This is a genomic window from Mesorhizobium sp. UC74_2 (assembly GCF_042701485.1).
Taxonomy (GTDB): Bacteria; Pseudomonadota; Alphaproteobacteria; order Rhizobiales; family Rhizobiaceae; genus Mesorhizobium.
In genome coordinates this window covers 1,799,367-1,816,149 of record NZ_CP170562.1, presented here as the reverse complement: position 1 = coordinate 1,816,149, position 16,783 = coordinate 1,799,367, and the positions used below count along the sequence as shown (strand labels likewise).

Here is a 16,783-nt window from a genome sequence, read left to right as displayed (position 1 = left end):
CGGAAAAAGGATTCGCGCTCCGCAAGAATTATCCGAACTTTCCGGTACGCGGAAAACCCTTCGGCACCATGCGGCCGGCGGCAGCGCGATTACCGATCCATTCGGCGAGTTCCTCGCGCGGACGGGTGAAGGTGCGGTCGGCGGAGTCCTGCCAGGAAAGGCCGCTTTCCATGACGAATGTCTTCACATCGAGAACACCGCCGTCCTTGTACTTCTGCAGGCGAACGCCCTTGCCGCGCGCCATTTCAGGAATTTCAGACAGCGCGAACACCAACATCTTGCGATTGTCGCCGACGATGGCGACATGATCGCCGACGGCCGGCAGGCACCGCTTGGCTTCATCCGGCGACTTGATGTTCATCACCTGCTTGCCCTTGCGGGTATTGGCGACCACCTCTTCCTCCGAAACCACGAAACCGTTGCCCTGGTGCGACACCAGAAGCAGCTTCCGCTTCGGATCATGAACAAAGGCTGTGACGATGTCCTGATCGTTCTCCATGTCGACGATGATGCGGATCGGTTCGCCATGGCCACGGCCACCCGGCAACCGATCAGCGCCGATGGTGTAGAACTTGCCGCCGGTGGTGAAGACCAGGATCCTGTCGGTGGTCTGGGCGTGGAAGGCGAGCTTCAGCCCATCGCCCTCCTTGAAGCTGAAAAGCGAATGATCGGTCAGATGGCCTTTCATGGCGCGCAGCCAGCCCTTTTCCGACACAACCACCGTCACCGGCTCCTTTTCGATCATCGCATGCGCGATGTCGGTCAGGTCATGCTCCGGCGCGTCGGCGAACTGGGTACGACGCGGGCCGAGTTCCTTGTTTTCCTCGGGCCCGAAATCGCGACGGATCTTCTGGATTTCCCAGGCGATGGTCTTCCACTGCTTTTCCACGGAAGCAAGCAGCGATTCGATCTGCTTCTTCTCCTCCGAAAGGCCGTCGAACTCCTTGCGGATTTCGAATTCCTCAAGCTTGCGCAGGGCACGCAGCCGCATATTCAGGATGGCTTCGGCCTGCACATCGGTCAGCGACCAGCGGGCCATCATCACCTGCTTGGGCTCGTCCTCTTCGCGGATGATGCGGATCACCTCGTCGATGTTGAGGTAGGCAATCAGGTAACCGCCGAGGATCTCCAGGCGCTTTTCGATTTCGCCCAGCCGATGCTTCGAACGGCGCACAAGGACCTCGCGCCGGTGTTCCAGCCATTCCTGAAGCACGCCCTTGAGCGACAGCACGTTCGGCACCTTGCCGCGCGACAGCACATTCATGTTGAGCGGGAAGCGGCTCTCAAGCTCGGTCAGCTTGAACAGCGATTCCATCAAGAGGCCCGGATCGACGGTGCGGCTCTTCGGCACCAGAACGACGCGGATGTCTTCCGCGCTTTCGTCGCGGATATCCTCCAGAAGCGGCAGTTTCCTGGCCATCAGCAGTTCAGCGATCTTCTCGATCAATCGTGACTTCTGGACGCCGTAGGGGATCTCGGTGACCGCGATCACCCAGGTGCCCCTGCCCTGGTCTTCCTGGGTCCATTTCGAACGGACGCGGAAGCCGCCTCTGCCTGTCTCATAGGCATCAAGAATCGATTGGCGGCTGTCGACGATGATGCCGCCGGTCGGGAAATCAGGCCCCTGCACGAACTCGACCAGCTTGGCAACCGGAGCGTCGGGATGATCGATCAGGTGGAGGGCGGCATCGCACAGCTCGGCAACGTTGTGCGGCGGCACCGATGTCGCCATGCCCACCGCGATGCCGGATGAGCCATTGGCAAGCAGGTTCGGGAACGCGCCCGGCAGGACGATCGGTTCCTCGTCCTCTTCATTATAGGTCGGGCGATAGTCGACGGCATCCTCGGTGATCCCGGCGAGCAGTTCCGTCGCGACGTCCGTCATGCGCGCTTCGGTGTAACGCATGGCGGCGGGGTTATCGCCATCTATGTTGCCGAAATTACCCTGCCCGTCGACCAGCGGATAGCGCATCGAGAAATCTTGCGCGAGACGCACCAGCGCATCGTAGATCGACTGGTCGCCATGCGGGTGGAATTTACCCATCACCTCGCCGACGATGCGGGCGCATTTGGCAAACCCCTGGTCGGGGTTGAGACGCAGCAGCCGCATGGCATGCATGATGCGCCGGTGCACCGGCTTCAGCCCGTCGCGCACGTCCGGCAGGGCGCGATTCATGATCGTCGAAAGCGCGTACGAAAGATAACGATCTTCCAGCGCCTTCTTCAGGTCGACCGACTCGATGTTGTCGTGTCCGCCATTGTCAGGCGGCAAAAGGCTCTTTCCCATGGGTTTGGACTAGCCGAGAGGGTGATTCGCGACAAGAGGCGGCGGGTCAAGCCGTGCCGAGACCGGTCTCGCGAAGCGGCAGCCAGGCAAGTAATCCCCATTTCCCCAGCCCGCGGCTGCCATGAAACTGTAACATGAGCCGTTTAAGCGACGGCCCGTCGATGCGGGATGTTGCGTGGACAGCTGCCATGACGTAAGGACCGCGCCTTGCCGCTGCCCGACTTGCCGGATTTGTCTTTTTCCGTGAATGTCGGCCTTTCTTGGCGGGAATGCCTTCTTCCGGCCCAGTTCGTTGCGGACGGGTGAAGGTGCAGATACGAACAGTTTTTCGAGACAGACGCTGTCACTTTTTGGAGCACGCGATGACCATCCACCGCTCAACCTTCCGTAAGTTCGCCTATTCGGCGCTTCTTCTTGCCCTGCCGCTCAATCCGGCTTTCGCTGCCGATACCAAGGCTGTGGCCGAGCGGCTGAAGGCCACTTTCGAGAACCAGGGCGTGACCCTCGCCTGGACTGGCGTTTCCGGTGACACCTCCAACATGGTGCTGGAAGGCGTGACGATCGCCCCTGCCGGCGACAAGGAACCGCTGAAAATCGGCAACGTCACCTTCAAGAACGTCGCTGACGCCAATGGCGGCTACGTCGTTGACACGGTCTCGACCGAGGCCTTCACGCAGGAGAAGGACGGCGCCAAGTTCGAGATTAGCCCCTTTGTCATCACGGGCATGACCATCCCCGGCGAAGGCAACACCGATCCGGTCGCCTCGCTGCTGATGTATAAGTCGGGCCAGCTCGACAGCCTCTCGGTAAAGGTTGGCGACAAGACCGCGTTCTCAGTCAGCAATGCTAAAGTCGACATCGTGCCGCCGGCCGACGGCAAGGCACTGAGCTTCACCGGCGGCGCCGAGAAATTCACCGGTGACCTGTCACTGGTGCAGGACCCGGACTCCAAGGCGATGATCGATGCGCTTGGCTACCAGAACGTTTCCGGCAAGTTCGACATGGCCGGCACCTGGGAGCCGAAGGAAGGCAAGATGGACCTGTCGAAGTACGACATCACCGTCGACAATGCCGGAACGCTCGGCATGGCCTTCTCGCTGGGTGGCTACACCACCGACTTCATCAAGTCGCTGCAGGACCTCCAGAAGAAGATGGCTGCATCACCCGAGGGCGCGGACAAGTCGGCTGAAGGCATGGCAGTGCTCGGCCTGATGCAGCAGTTGACCTTCAACAGCGCCTCGATCCGCTTCGCCGACAATTCGCTGACCAACAAGGTGTTGGAGTTCGTCGCCAAGAAGCAGAACATGCAGGCGAAGGACATTGCCAACCAGGCCAAGGCCATCGTGCCGTTCGGCATGGCGCAGATCAACAACCCCGAACTGACCGCACAGGTCACCAAGGCTGTCAGCGACTATCTCGACAACCCCCAGAACCTGGTGATCGCCGCCAAACCGGCCAGCCCGGTTCCATTCGCACTGATCGCCGCTGGCGCTATGGCTAGCCCCGCGGATCTCACCAAGACGCTCGGCGTGACCGTCACCGCCAACGGCAACTGAGGCATCCGCCGGAAAACAAAAAGGCCGCCCTCGGGCGGCCTTTTTCATATTTGAACCCACTGCCGTGCAGCAGGCAGGGTTGAAAATCCTAAGCCCTGCTCAGGGCAACGTCTGTGTGGGGACGAACCGGCAGGAGCGCCGCCAACAGATCATCGTCGACTGGCTCGAGGTCGATCGTGCCGACCGTCTCGCCGTCCACGAAGTTCAGCGCAGCACGATAGCGCCGTGCCAGCGTCTTCATCGCCTGGTTCTGCGGGTGGGTGGTGACACGCAGCCGCGTATAGCCCAGTCCACGCGCCTGCGCGATCAGGCGCTCGAACAGGTGGCCGCCAATACCGCGGTGCTGCAGCTGACGTTCGACGCTGAAGGCGATCTCGGCGGTCGGCTGGGCGTCCTCCGGCCGCTCATGCAGCTCGGCGGCACCCAGCACCATATCGTCCTCGACATAGCCGATGACCGTGGTGCCGTCCGCAAAGCTGCGCTCGGCATAGGAGGCTATGAAGGCGTCGTCGGTCAGCCCGTTGAAGCGATCTCGCCGGCTTTCGGCGTCCAGCCTCAGCAAATGGTCGCGGAATCGCGGCAATTCGGAGGGTCTGAGCTGGCGGATGGTTCCCGTCAAGGGAACGCTGTTTGTAATCTGTCTTTCCATGTCGCACTCCTCAAGGGTTCCTCCCCGAGTCGGTGCTCGACGCCGCATATATTGTGCAGCGCACCATGGTTTGCAAGATCACCCAACGTAACGTTTACGTCAAGGTAAATACAGCACGTCAATTCCCCGCCCAGACGTCCAGCACGTAGCGGTTTTCTTTGGCCAGGCGTTCGATCCAGGCATCGGCCTCCTGCGGATCGGCATCAGTCTCCTCCGCATACAGACGTGTCAGCGCGCGTTTTACATCCGGTTCCATCCGGCTGCCGTCGCCGCAGACATAGATATGCGCTCCATCCTCGATCAGCCTCCAGACGGCACCCCCATTCTTGCGGATAAGGTCCTGCACGTAGGTCCGTTCGCCATCATGGCGCGAGAAAGCGACATGCAGTTCGACAAGACCGGCCGAAGCCATCGTTTCAAGCTCCTCCCGGTAGAGAAAATCCTGCTCCGGGTGACGACAGCCGAAGAACAGCATCGCCGGCGCCAGTGCCTCGCCGGCCCTTGCCATGACGGCCCGTTCCTGCAGGAAGGCACGGAATGGCGCCAATCCGGTGCCCGGCCCAACCATGATCAGAGGCCGCGCCCGATCATCCGGCAGGCGGAAACCCGCCTTGGTCTCGCGCGTGGTGGCATGAATGACGGCCCCCTCGGCTGCCTGCGCCAGATGGTTGGAACAGGCGCCGCGATAAATGCCGTTGCCCGACCGCGCCGGACCATCGACCACACCAACGGTGATCGAGCAGCGCCCAGCCTGTGAAGACGGCGATGACGAGATGGAATAATAGCGCGGCGCCAGCAGCGGCAGCATTTCAAGATATTGCCCGAAGGAAAGTTCACAGGCCGGGAACTGTTCGAGCAGATCCAGAACGGACCGGCGCCTGGCGAACACTTCGGTCTTGTAGGGATCAACACCGTCCTTGGCTTCGCTGACCAGCGCCTCAAGCTGTGGTTTGGTGAAGGGACAGCGGGTAGCCGCCGCCATCGCCTGGATCTGCTTGCGCGTGGCGACGGCCTGCAATTCCACGTAGTCGGAGAGAATGCGACGTATGGCGACCGGACCGTCGGCCGGAAACGGCGCCTGCCGTCCACCTGTGGTTTTCAGCCGCACCTGTGCATCGGCTGCAAAGCCGAAACGCTTCTCGACCCTTTCGACCAGCGCCGGGTCGTTGACCGGGACCACACAAAGATGATCGCCGGCGCGATAGTCGACACCATGCGGCAGCGCCACCTCGACATGACGGGTAGAACGGCCGGACCCGGACGATTGCAGCTCGCGATTGCCGACAACTGTCATCGCTACCGCGCCAGACTGGTATACGACCGGGTTCACCGGCTGCCCGGAGACGATCTCGACCTGGTAGAGAGGTTCTGCCTCCGCCTGCTCCGAAAAATCGATATCGAGCCCCAGCGCTTCCCCGAGCGACGGAAACAGGCCCTTGAACCAGTCCTGGAATTGGCCATCGAGATCCTCGCGCGCGTCGCCCTCACCGCGCTGTGTGATGCGCTGGGCACCCAGGGCCTCAAGGCGCTCGTCGATACGCCGCGGCGTAGCCTGGAAAGTTGAGGCCCAGTCACGGTTGCCGCAGCCGAACACCAGATAGCTGACGCCCTTGGCCGCGTCCGGCTCTGCTTTTTCCAGCCATTCCATGAATCGCGTCGCGTTGTCCGGTGGGGCACCGTTGTAGGAAGCGCTGGCAATCACCACCGCACCTTGCGTCGGCAGGTTGCCGACCCTGGCGTCGAGTTCATCCATGACGACGTCGAACCCGTTCAGTTCACCGGCCTGGGCAATCGCCCGGGCAAGATCTTCCGTCGTGCCAAGGTTGGAGCCGTAAAGCACGGTCAGCGGCGTCCCGTGTTTCGGTCGTCTGGCAACCTGCGGTGCCGGTTGCGCGGCTTGATCGCCCAACGCGGCACCTGGAATCACCGTCCCGCGCGTTCGACCTGGGCGGGGTTTCACCCTCATGCGGAAGCCATCCGGCTTGATCGACATCGTTTCCTTGATACGCAGCTGGTATTTCTGGTGGTCGAACAACTGGAAACGCTGCAGGATCATGCCGATCACCAGCGTCGCCTCCTGCATGGCGAACTGACGGCCGATGCAGGCGCGCTGACCATTGCCCCATGGTTTGAAGGCATGTGCGGGCCGCGCAGCCTCGGCTTCGCGCGTGAAATGATCGGGATTGAAACGCTCGGGCTCCGCTCCCCAGATCGAAGGGTCGCGGTGCAGCATCAGCGTCAGCAGTGTGGTGAAGGTGTTTTTCTTCACCTTGTACCGACCGCCGAGCATTTCGTCATTGTAGGGATAGAGGCCGATCGCCGGCGCTGTTGGCCACAATCTCAACGCTTCGTTGAGCACCTGCTGCACGTAGGTGAGATGATTGACCTGGCCGATCGTCGGCATGGCACCAATGTCGTTGCCGAGCACACGATCGACCTCTTCATAGGCCTTTTCCAGGACCTCCGGGTTGTTGAGCAGGAAATAGAGCGTGAAGGACATCAGGCCCGACGTCGTCTCGTGACCGGCGATCAGGAAGGTGATGATCTGGTAGCGGATGTTTTCGTCGGACAGGCTTTCACCGGTTGTCTTGTCGACGCCGGCCAGCATGAAGTTGAGGAGGTCCTTCTGCGCCTGGTCACCGCCGCCGCGGCGCCGCTCGCGCACGATGTCGTCGACCAGTTTCGACATGAAGGTCACGTCGGTCTTCAACTGCTCCAGCCGCTTGCGCAAGATCACCTTCTCGAATGGCAGACCGCGCTGCACCATGCACGTCTCGAGCGTGCGCGTCAGGGCGTCGATGAAGGGATGGTAGTCGCGCCGGTAGAAGGAGTTGAAACGATAGTCGAAGCCGCAGACCCCGATGGTGTCGAGGGCCAGCGCCGTCATGTCATGCACCACATCGATGTCGTCATCGACGTTGAGTCGCTCCCACTTCATGCAGAGTTGACCGGCAATGTCCTGCATCAACGGCAGATAGCCGGCCATGGCACGCTGCGCGAAGGTTGGAAGCAGGATGTTGTGGGCCTTCGTCCAGTTGTCCTCCTGCGTGTAGGCCGTGAAAAGTCCGTCGCCGGCGGCGGATCGCACGCGCCGCAGCGAGCCGCGCACTGCCTTGTCGAAGCGACTCTCGTCGCAGATTTCCTCGACCAGCGAAGCTCCCGACACCACCACCATCGGCGTGCCCATCATGTCGAGGCGGAAGATAGGCCCAAGCTCGCGCGCAAGCTGCATCAGGCTTTGGAGAGGCGTCTCGGTATCCACCGTCAGCATATTGCCGACGATCGGCCTTTTGGGCGGACCTGGGATCCTGCCGAATCCGGTGTCCTGCGCCATGCGCGCCCTCCCTCAGACTTGCATCCGGTTCTGTTCCCTAGAGCGTTTCCGTTTTTCGCGGAAACGCGGAAACGCTCCAGCCTTTTGTTTTTGCGCAATTCCGGACGGAAAACCGCCCCACACTTTTCCTGGAATTGCCCTAGCCGGGATAATCGTGAGTTTCAGCTGAAACGCAAGGATGTGGAGCTTCTGGCCTCCCGTTGAACCGGTGACGCTGCGGAAAGGAACGTCGCTCGATATTTTCCTTCAAAAAGTTGACGAAAAATGTCATATATACGGAAGTCCAGTCTAGAATTATTCCAGACTATGCGCCATATTCGCCCTAACACGTGCTTTGCGAAGGAGCGACCATGCGGCTCACGCGTCAAACCAACTATGCCATGCGGATCCTGATGTATTGTGCGGCCAATGACGACCGCCTCAGCCGCATTCCCGAAATAGCCGCCGCCTACACGGTGTCGGAATTGTTCCTGTTCAAGATCCTGCAGCCACTGGTCGAACATGGGCTGGTGGAAACCGTGCGCGGGCGCAACGGTGGCGTCAGGCTCGGCAAACCAGCTGCCGAGATCAGCCTGTTCGATGTCGTGCGCATCACCGAGGAGAATTTCGCCATGGCGGAATGCTTCGAGGCCGACGCAGACTGCCCGCTGATCGACAGCTGCGCGCTGAATTCCGCGCTGCGCGAGGCACTGAACGCGTTCTTCGAGGTACTCGGCCGCTACACCATCGCCGATCTGGTCGCCGCGCGTCCGAATGTGCGCTCGCTGCTCGGCATCGATCTTCTGGAACGCCGCGCCCCTGCCGCCTGAGGCTGGGGCTCGCTCTACATCGCCACCGATTGCGGCAGCACGAACGGCACGTCGCCGGTCGGCAGCACGCCGACGCGCATGCGGCAGTCGAAGACCTTTTCGATCAGGCTGTCGCTGAGCACGGCAGACGGTGTTCCTGCCGCAGCCAGTGAACCGCGATGCATGACGAAGATGCGGTCGGCATACATCGCCGTCAGGTTGAGGTCGTGCAGGATGGTGACGACGCCGCCTCCCCGCTTCGCGAAATCGCGCGCGATGTCCATGATGATGAGCTGGTGCTTGACGTCCAGGCTCGACACCGGCTCGTCGAGGAACAGATAGCGCGGCTTGCTGTCCAGCACCGGCGCCCATACCTGGCAAAGCACGCGGGCCAGTTGCACGCGCTGCTGCTCGCCGCCCGACAGTTCCTGGTAGAAACGTCCCGCGAAGCCATCCAGGTCGACCTTCGCCAGTGCCCGTTCGGGCAGGCGCTCGTTCTCACCGGCCAGCGCCCCGGATCGTCCGCCGATCAGCCCAAGCCGAACGATTTCATGCACGGTGAACGGAAAGGCGAGCGAAGTTGCCTGTGGCAGCACTGCACGCATCCCAGCCGCTTCCACCGGGCGCGTCGCCGATACTTCACGGCCATTGATGGTGATCGAGCCATCGTAGCCGAGGTCCCCTGACAGAGCCTTGAGGAAGGTTGTCTTGCCCGAACCGTTCGGGCCGACTATAGCCGCGATCTCGCCAGGACGAGCCTCGAAATCGATACCGGAGACGATGCGCTTTCCGGCAAGCTTTACTGAGACATCACGGGCTTCGATCATGGCTGATCTCACAGGTCAATGACGCCGCGCTTGCGCAGCAGTATCCACAGGAAGAACGGACCACCAACCGTTGCGGTGATGATGCCGATCGGCAGTTCGGCCGGCGCAACGATGGTACGCGAGACGGTATCGGCCAGAATGAGCAGCGAAGCACCAAGCAACGCCGAGGCCGGCAACAGGTAACGGTTGTCCGGACCGATGGTCAGCCGCAACAGATGCGGCACCACAATGCCGACAAAGCCGATACCGCCGCTGACAGCGACCGATGCGCCAACAGCCGCCGAAACGCCGGCAATGGCGATATATTTCAGCTTTTGCACCTGAATACCGAGATGGTTCGCCGTGGCCTCGCCGAGTGACAGCGCATTCAGCCCGCGCGCAAAGAACGGCATCGCCACCAGTGCGACGAGCATGACGGGGCCGGCGGTGCCGATCTTGGTCCAGGTCGCGCCAGCCAGCGAGCCGAGCTGCCAGAAAGTGAGATCGCGCAACTGGCGATCGTCGGCCATGTAGATCAGCACGCCGGTGAGAGCCATGGCGAGCGCCGACAGCGCGATACCAGCCAAAAGCATGGTTGCAACGGAGGTCCGGCCCTGGCGCGTCGCCACCTGGTAGAGGATCAGTGTCGTGACTAGACCGCCAAGGAAGGCCGCGAGCGGCAGCGCCAACGGCCCCAGGAGCGTGGTGAAGGGCGCAAGCGCCGTGCCACCCAACACGATGACCGAAACCGCACCGAGCCCTGCACCGGCCGAGACGCCGACGATGCCGGGGTCGGCCAGCGGGTTGCGGAACAGACCCTGCATGACGGCACCGGACACCGCTAGTGCCGCACCGATCAGCGCACCGAGGACGACACGCGGCAGGCGGATGTCATAGATGATGATGCGGTCGCGGGCACTCAACACGCGATCGGCCGCGTCCGGACCGGAGAACCAGTCGCGCAGGGCATCGACAGCCGACGCGTCTGAAGCGCCCGCAGTCAGACTGAACAGCGCGACAGCTAACAGCAGCACCGCCAGCAGGACGATGGCGAGGCGCGCACGCGCCGAGCGATCGCCGGCTGCCTTGCGCGCCATCAAGCCGGATGGACCGGCAATGGAATGATCAACCATAGCACACGCCGCTCAATCGGCGATCTTGTTGCCGTAGAAAGCTGCGGCGAGATCATGAATGGCGTAGGCAGTGCGTGGGCCAAAGCCGAGAAGATAGGCGCCGTTCATGCGGATCACCTTCTTCTCCTTGCCGGCCGGCGTCTCGGCGATCGCCGGATTGCCAAACAGCGCCTCGTCCGAAACCGGCGGACCGGCATGTGTCATCATCAGGATGACATCCGGCGCAGCGGTCACCACCGCTTCATCGGCGAGTTGCTTGTAGCCGGGCACTTCGGCGGCCACATTGATGGCACCCGCCATCTTGATGATGCCATCAGCTGCCGTGTTGGATCCCGCAGCAAGGATCTTGCCATTCTGCATCGACAGGACGAACAGCACCCGCTTGCGGTCCTTGACGTCCGCCGTCTGTTTTTCCGCCGCCTTCAGCTTTGTATCGAGGTCTGCGGCAAGTTTCTCGGCCTTGGCGTCGGCGCCGAGCGCCTTGCCGACAATGCGGATTTTTTCCAGCACTCCGGCGTGATCGTAAGTCTCAGGCACTTCGATGAAGGGCACGCTGCTCTTCTTCAGGACATCGATCGCGTCCTTCGGGCCACTGCCCTTGAGCGCCAGGATCCCGGTCGGGCTGACCGAAAGCACGCCTTCCGGCGAAAGCGCACGCATATAGCCGACATCCGGCAGCTTGAGGGCCGCCTCCGGGTAAACGCTGGTGGAATCGCGGGCAACGAGCTTGCCCTCCTCGCCCAGCGCATAGACGATCTCTGTGACAGCCCCACCAACGGCAACGATGCGCTTGGTGTCGGAGAACACGGCGCCGTTCTCACTTGCCACGGCAGCCACAACTGGCATGGCCGCCAGCGCGGTGCCGAAAACGGCCACCCGCACCAGCCTCTTCATGACGGCACGCATCACGCGGCGCTCTGCTCTGCCAGGCGCGGCAGAGCTTCCGCCAGCGAGCGCCAGTCGGCGCGCTCGACTTCGCCTTCGTGGCGTTTTCCAAAGAACTGGATGATCATCTTGCCGTCGGCATCATAGGCCTCCAGCGACGTGACGTGGCCGTCCTTGGTCGGCTTGCGCACCGCCCAGGCCTCGGCGATGTGATCAGCACGCAGATGCAGATGGAAGGTCTCGTCGAAAATATTGATCCATGGCCCCATCGGGCTGACCGACTTGACCGGACCGGAATGGATCTGGATGCAGCCGCGGTTGCCGACGAAGCACATGATCGGCTGGCCGCTTGCGGAAGCGCCCTGGAACATCGCCATCACAGCGGACGGATCGAGTTTCCAGGCATAATCCTGGCCGATCATCCGCACCGCCTGCTGGCGGCTGAGTTTCAGTGTGCGCAGCATACCGAAGAACTGATGCGTGTCCGTCAGCTTGCTCCAGCGCTCGCGCAGGTCTTCGACCGTCTGCGGTGTCAGTTCGCCCGGAGCATCGTCCTCGGCGACAGTGCCGAGAGCAACCGTCGGCTCCTGGTTCGGCGACACAAGCTGGTCGACCAGCTTCTGATAGGCATAGAGGTTGGATGCCGGCCTCAAATGCACCTTGTGCACGGCTTCACCCGCAGCATCGAAGAACTGCAGGCTGCGACGGATGTCATCGCCGTCGCGCTTCTCGACGGCAAAACCGTGCGCCCACACCTTGGGGAAGATGCGAAGGTCGATGTTTTCGCCCAGCGCCATCGCCGTGTGCTCGCCGGTGACAACCTTGTCGTAGACACCGATCTTTTCGTGGACCGCGCTTTCGTTGCGGGTCAGCGCCATGACCTCACCGACCGGCTCCAGGCCAGTCAGCAGGTCATTGACGCGTGGCTCGACGCGCGTCACCCCTTCGCCGCAATGCGCGGCCACCAGTTCGGCTTCCGAAATGCCGAGCTGTGCGGCGAGATCGCGCTCGCGCATTTTGGGGTTTTCCGCTCGCGTCCGCCGAATTTCGTGCGGGGCTGGCTTTACGCGCTGGTCCATTTCCGTCCCTACCCTTGCTACCTTACTTGTTGAGGATGAGCTTACCCTGGCGGGTGATCTTGAGCCGGTAGAGAGCGCCATGGTGCTCGATGCCGATCTCGTGTTCGCCCTGGAAAAGCGAATTGCTGGTGAGCGTCCTGACCGAAAGCGGCATCCGTTCGACACGCAATTGCGCCTGCGCTTCAGGCCGGCGGTAGCGGAAACGGAAGTCGTCAGGGTTGTGCGTGTTCATCGTGGTCCACTCCTGATCTCGCCGGGTCGCGCCCGGCTTCCTGCAAAAGGCCGATTCATTTGTTGACTTGAATACTCATGTTTATTAGTCAGTGCAATACCGGACTAGATGAGTCAACATTTAACATACCGGGCGAACGAAAAAGATGCGAGCCAGCCCCACGGCAAGCCAGCATGCAGACAGGAATTTGGAGTTGGAGATGGGCGTGGGGACGAACGGGCGGCCTGAACAGGCCGAGGATTTTCATGGCGTGGGTGGGACCGTCGCCAAAACGCTTGCAATGCTGACAGCCAGCGCAGCCGTCACGGCGCTGCTGTCGGGTACATCGCTGGCTCAGGAGGCTGCCAAGCCGAAGCCTCAGGCCGCCGCGCAGAACGGCCAGCCGGCGGAAGCGGCCAAGACCGACACCCAGGGCAGCACGCTGCTCGACAAGATCATGCTGATCAGCCGTACCGGCGAGAGCGCGATCAAGGCGCTCGCTTCGGTCAGCCATGTCGATCAGGAGCAGATCGAGCGCCGCATGGCGGCAACCCCCAATGAACTGCTGCGCGGCGTGCCGGGCGTCACCGTGCAGGCCGATGCCCGTCGTACCGCCTCCTCCATCAACATCCGTGGCCTGCAGGATTTCGGCCGCGTTGCGGTCATCGTCGATGGCGCTCGTCAGAACTTCCAGCGCTCCGACCACGGCACCCAATCGACCTTCTACATCGACCCTGAGCTGATCAAGTCGGTCGACGTCATCCGCGGCCCGGTCGCCAACACCTATGGCTCGGGAGCCATCGGCGGCGTCGTCATGTTCGACACCAAGGACGCCGAAGACTTCCTGAAGCCCGGCGAAACCTGGGCGACGTCGTTGTCCGGCCGCTACGAGAGCAATGGCAAGGGCTGGACCACCAGCGCGACCGGGGCCTACAAATTCAACGACAATTTCGACGTACTCGGCAACATCGTCTATCGCGACTACAGCGACTACAAGGACGGCGGCGGCAACAAGGTTGGCGGCAGCGGCTTTGACGTGTTGAGCGGCATGCTGAAGAGCACCGTCCGTCCGACAGAAAACTCGACCTTGAAGCTCGGCTGGATCGGCAACAGCGAGAGCTGGAACGAGATCAGCGGCGGCAAGCCCGCCTACGACCTCGACATGAAGCAGAACACCTTCACCGGCCGCTACAACCTGACCGACGAGGAAAAGAGCTGGCTCGACCTGAACGTCAACCTTTCCTACAACAAGGCCACGCTCGATCAGACCAGCCTGATCCCGCTCGGTGGACGCTTCGATCCGGTAACGGGTCGCCCGGTCACGCTGCCCGCCGGTTCCAAGACCACCTATGATATCGGCACTTTCGGCATCGACGTGTGGAACACCTCGCGCTTCGAGACTTCCGGAATCAACCATGAACTGACCTATGGTGGCGACTGGGTCTCGGATGACGTCAAGACCACCGGCCTTGCTGCGGGTGACGCCTTCTACACACCGGGTGGCAAACGCAACATCGGCGGTGCGCACATCCAGGACAAGCTGACCTGGGAATGGCTCGAAGTCATCGCCGGCCTGCGCTACGACAGCTATAGCCTGAAAGGGTCGAACTCGGAGACCTCGGGTGATCGTGTGTCGCCACGCATCACGGTCGGTGTGTCGCCCTTCGAGGCGCCGGGCCTGAACGGCCTGCAGCTCTACACGACCTATGCCGAAGGCTATCGCTCGCCGTCGCTCACGGAGACCTTCATCAGCGGCCTGCATCCCGCCGGCGTCTCCTTCCCCTTCCTGCCCAATCCGAACCTCAAGCCCGAGACCGGAAAGACCTGGGAAGCAGGCCTGAACTACACGGCGGACGGCGTCTTCCAGCCGGACGACGCGCTGCGCATCAAGGCGGCTTATTTCAACAACGACGTCACCGACTACATCGGTGGCGTGACCCTTTCGGCCTTCGATCCTCGCAGCGGTTGCCGCCGCGGTGGTTCGATCCCGATATGTTACCAGTACCAGAACTTCGCCAAGGCCAAGATCAACGGCTTCGAGTTCGAAAGCGTCTATGACGCGGCCTGGGGCTTCGCTGGTCTTTCAGCCTCGGTCATCGACGGTCACACTGTCTCCTACAAGGGCGTGCGTGCCGATCTGACCACGGTGCCATCAGCGCAGGTGGCCGCGCAGCTCGGCTTCCGCTTCTTCGAAGACAGGCTGACGATAGGCGGCGAGGTCCAGTACAATGGCAAGCCTGAAGGCAACGCCGCAGCCCGCGACTACACGTTGGTCAACGCCTTCGCTTCCTACAAGGCCAACGACAACCTCAAGGTCGATTTCCGCGTCGACAACATCTTCGACGTCAAATACGCCAACCCGCTCAACGCCACGACCACCTCGACGATCTATGAGCCTGGCGTGACTTTCAAGCTTGGCGCAACGATGCGCTTCGGAGGCTGACCATGAAAGCGAAGTTGCTTGCCCTGTTTGCCGCCCTCGCCGCCTTCCCTGCCGGCGCAGGTCCTGCATTTGCACAGCAGGCGGCTTCGCTTTCCCTGGAGCTGAATGGCGCGCAGCCATCCGACAAGGGCTGCCGCCTGACCTTCGTGGTCACAAACAACCTCAGTGCCGATCTCACCAAGGCTGCCTTCGAGATCGCCCTGTTCAACGAAGCCGGCGTCGTCGACCGCATGACCGTGCTCGACTTCAAGGAACTGTCGGCCGGCAAGACGAAGGTGACGCGTTTCGATCTTTCGGGTACGACTTGCTCGAAGATCAGCCGCGTGCTGGTCAACAGCGCTACGGAGTGCGTCGGACAAGGCGTCGAGCCTGCCGCCTGCATGCGCGACCTCAAGACCAGCAGCAAGGCGGGCATCACCTTCGGGGTCTGAGTTTCCGTCATGAACAGGAACTCGTGCCTTGGACCCGCAACCGGCTTTTTTGAACAGGGCATCGTTCGAGCCGCTTGCCGGACCAGAAGCCTCGCAGCCGGAAGATCCAGAGATCGCAATTCCCGTCGGCGTTCTACAGCCGGATCCGCCCGAAGCCGACAGACTTGACGACAAAGCCGATGCAGAAGTCCAGCCAGCGACAGCCGAGCCAGATCATGCGAACGAAGCCGCCGGCTCGACACAAAAGTGGTCGCTGGCTTTCGGTGCTTCGCTTCTCTTCCACGCGACGGTCGCCGCCGTGCTGATCCTCGCGCCTGAGAGCATCCTGCCGCCACGTCCTCTCTCGGAGTCGATGCAAGGCGGTGACGGGCAGGACGCGACCCGGATCGGCAACAGCGAAATGCCCCCGATTTCTGGAAGCCGGCAGCAGCCGGACGTCACCGATGTCACTGTCGTTCCGGAAAATGAGTTGCAGCCCGCCAAAGAAGCTCGGCCGAAGCAGGAACCAGTTTCTCAACCGACCCAGCGTCCCAAGGAAGTGGCCAAACAAACGCAGGAACCTGAGCAGCCAAAACTCGTCGAACCTGCCCCGGAAGTCCTGCACGACCGTCGGGTACAGACCGAAAAAGACGCGGTCGCACCACAGGAAATGGCACCGAAAGCGACATTGGAAATCCTGCGACCGGTGATGCCGGAACCGAGCGAGGCAGAGCGAGAACTCACGGAGCAGCAGGCTACTCCCGCACGGCGACCAGAACGGGCAAAATCCACTCCAGGCGTGAATGGCCAAGCCCAGTTGGACGCCATGCGTGGCGCTAGCGATGGCCACGAAGACGGCAAGGCAACGTCATCTGGCAACCAGCGCCAGCAGACCATGACCGGCAATGCCGTCGCATCCGGGTATGAAGCATTGATCCAAAGGAAATTAGTCCAAGCAAACCGCCAGATTTCCCGGACTATTCAGGCGCAGGCCACACGCAACGCCTGGATCAGCTTCATTATCAATGCAGACGGCAGCGTAACGGATATCAAGTTGGACCGAAGCTCCGGCTCGCAAGCGCTCGACAGCTTCGCCGTTACGATGGTGAAAAAGCTCGCCCCCTTCCCATCGATTCCTCCCGAAACAGGGAGGAGACAATGGCTGCAGGAATTCAGCCTTGGTCCGTTCTGATGCTGTTTCG

13 protein-coding genes are annotated in these 16,783 nt (G+C 61.7%); 5 read left to right on the top strand and 8 right to left on the bottom strand.

Going from position 1 to position 16,783, the window contains the following annotated elements; genetic code table 11:
- Positions 1–28: 28 nt before the first annotated feature.
- Positions 29–2,287: a DNA topoisomerase IV subunit A gene (gene parC / locus ACFJIU_RS08730; protein WP_379070025.1), complete on the bottom strand. Its 2,259-nt coding sequence runs from the start codon at positions 2,285–2,287 to the stop codon at positions 29–31.
- A gap of 362 nt (positions 2,288–2,649) precedes the next feature.
- Between parC and ACFJIU_RS08725 the strand changes: the two genes are divergently transcribed.
- Positions 2,650–3,843, top strand: a complete 1,194-nt coding sequence (locus tag ACFJIU_RS08725; protein WP_379070022.1) for a hypothetical protein — start codon at positions 2,650–2,652, stop codon at positions 3,841–3,843.
- A gap of 88 nt (positions 3,844–3,931) precedes the next feature.
- Here the strand turns inward: ACFJIU_RS08725 and ACFJIU_RS08720 are convergent, their stop codons facing one another.
- Positions 3,932–4,492 (bottom strand): GNAT family N-acetyltransferase, encoded by a 561-nt coding sequence (locus tag ACFJIU_RS08720; protein ID WP_379070019.1) that lies wholly within the window; start codon positions 4,490–4,492, stop codon positions 3,932–3,934.
- 118 nt (positions 4,493–4,610) lie between these two features.
- Entirely contained in the window at positions 4,611–7,826 is a 3,216-nt protein-coding gene (locus ACFJIU_RS08715) for a bifunctional cytochrome P450/NADPH--P450 reductase (RefSeq protein ID WP_379070016.1), read from the bottom strand.
- Positions 7,827–8,176: 350 nt separating this feature from the next.
- On the opposite strand from ACFJIU_RS08715, the gene rirA reads away from it, so the two are divergent.
- Positions 8,177–8,635: an iron-responsive transcriptional regulator RirA gene (rirA, locus tag ACFJIU_RS08710; RefSeq protein ID WP_379070013.1), complete on the top strand. Its 459-nt coding sequence runs from the start codon at positions 8,177–8,179 to the stop codon at positions 8,633–8,635.
- Between the two features lie 14 nt (positions 8,636–8,649).
- Here the strand turns inward: rirA and ACFJIU_RS08705 are convergent, their stop codons facing one another.
- The 5 genes from ACFJIU_RS08705 to hemP are packed head-to-tail and all read right to left on the bottom strand — an operon-like array spanning position 8,650 to position 12,749.
- On the bottom strand, positions 8,650–9,441 hold the full coding sequence (locus ACFJIU_RS08705) for a heme ABC transporter ATP-binding protein (protein WP_379070010.1): 792 nt from the start codon (positions 9,439–9,441) through the stop codon (positions 8,650–8,652).
- Positions 9,442–9,449: 8 nt separating this feature from the next.
- On the bottom strand, positions 9,450–10,553 hold the full coding sequence (locus ACFJIU_RS08700; protein ID WP_379070007.1) for a FecCD family ABC transporter permease: 1,104 nt from the start codon (positions 10,551–10,553) through the stop codon (positions 9,450–9,452).
- Between the two features lie 12 nt (positions 10,554–10,565).
- Positions 10,566–11,459: a hemin ABC transporter substrate-binding protein gene (locus ACFJIU_RS08695; protein ID WP_379073013.1), complete on the bottom strand. Its 894-nt coding sequence runs from the start codon at positions 11,457–11,459 to the stop codon at positions 10,566–10,568.
- Positions 11,459–12,517: a hemin-degrading factor gene (locus tag ACFJIU_RS08690; protein WP_379070004.1), complete on the bottom strand. Its 1,059-nt coding sequence runs from the start codon at positions 12,515–12,517 to the stop codon at positions 11,459–11,461. The genes ACFJIU_RS08695 and ACFJIU_RS08690 overlap by 1 nt, the downstream gene beginning before the upstream one ends.
- A gap of 22 nt (positions 12,518–12,539) precedes the next feature.
- Positions 12,540–12,749: a hemin uptake protein HemP gene (hemP, locus tag ACFJIU_RS08685; RefSeq protein WP_054311199.1), complete on the bottom strand. Its 210-nt coding sequence runs from the start codon at positions 12,747–12,749 to the stop codon at positions 12,540–12,542.
- 199 nt (positions 12,750–12,948) lie between these two features.
- On the opposite strand from hemP, the gene ACFJIU_RS08680 reads away from it, so the two are divergent.
- Genes ACFJIU_RS08680 through ACFJIU_RS08670 form a run of 3 tightly spaced genes read left to right on the top strand, consistent with a single transcriptional unit; the run spans position 12,949 to position 16,773 of the window.
- Positions 12,949–15,171: a TonB-dependent hemoglobin/transferrin/lactoferrin family receptor gene (locus ACFJIU_RS08680; RefSeq protein WP_379070000.1), complete on the top strand. Its 2,223-nt coding sequence runs from the start codon at positions 12,949–12,951 to the stop codon at positions 15,169–15,171.
- Between the two features lie 2 nt (positions 15,172–15,173).
- Positions 15,174–15,602, top strand: coding sequence for a hypothetical protein (locus tag ACFJIU_RS08675; protein ID WP_379069997.1), 429 nt, complete (start codon positions 15,174–15,176; stop codon positions 15,600–15,602).
- 28 nt (positions 15,603–15,630) lie between these two features.
- Positions 15,631–16,773 (top strand): TonB family protein, encoded by a 1,143-nt coding sequence (locus tag ACFJIU_RS08670; RefSeq protein ID WP_379069994.1) that lies wholly within the window; start codon positions 15,631–15,633, stop codon positions 16,771–16,773.
- The last annotated feature ends 10 nt before the right edge of the window (positions 16,774–16,783 follow it).